The organism is Streptomyces sp. SID13726, from assembly GCF_010548375.1.
GTDB lineage: Bacteria > Actinomycetota > Actinomycetes > Streptomycetales > Streptomycetaceae > Streptomyces.
In genome coordinates this window covers 1-633 of record NZ_JAAGLY010000139.1, presented here as the reverse complement: position 1 = coordinate 633, position 633 = coordinate 1, and the positions used below count along the sequence as shown (strand labels likewise).

Here is a 633-nt window from a genome sequence, read left to right as displayed (position 1 = left end):
GAGTGGAGCTTCCACTTCATGTTCGGCAGCAGCCGGCCTGAGCGGGCGTACAGCCAGTCCACGATCTCGTCCAGGGCGCCCGACAGGACGAAGTGCCCGGTGGGCGCCCCGACGCGGCGCGCCATGCGCAGGGGGATCTCGCGCACGTCCCAGGTGATCCGGTTGTGGAGCCGTTGGGTCTCGCCCTCCAGCCGCCAGAGCTGCTCTCTCGTCTTGCGGAGGATCAGCGCCTCGAAGGCGTTCTCGCGGTCGAGCAGCGGTTCGCCCTTGTTCGCGTAGGCGTCGCACTTGTCGCTGTTCCACGTCGTGCGCGGGTCGGCCTCGTAATGGAACAGGAGCTGGTGGACGTTGACCTCCATGCGCCCCCAGGGAACCGGCAGGTAGAAGCTGAACTCGGGGGCCCAGGCAGGGAGCCGTTCGCGGACCAGGGCGTACGTGTCCGCCGGGGAGGGCCTCCACTCGTCCTCCTTGAGCGGGACGTCGAGGACGATGGCGAGGTCGAAGTCGGAGTCGGTGCTGAACCGTGTGACGTTGTTGGGCGCGTCGGCAGAGGAGGAGAGGACGTAGAGCGCTTGGACCTCGGGCATGGACTGGAGGGTGTCGAGGAGCCCGGCTGCTGCGGCGCGGGCCTGC

1 protein-coding gene is annotated in these 633 nt (G+C 68.6%); it reads right to left on the bottom strand.

The window, feature by feature from the left end:
• Nucleotides 1-587: hypothetical protein (locus G3I78_RS46795; protein ID WP_164436697.1), on the bottom strand; the 587-nt coding region annotated here is incomplete at its 3' end.
• Nucleotides 588-633 lie beyond the last annotated feature (46 nt).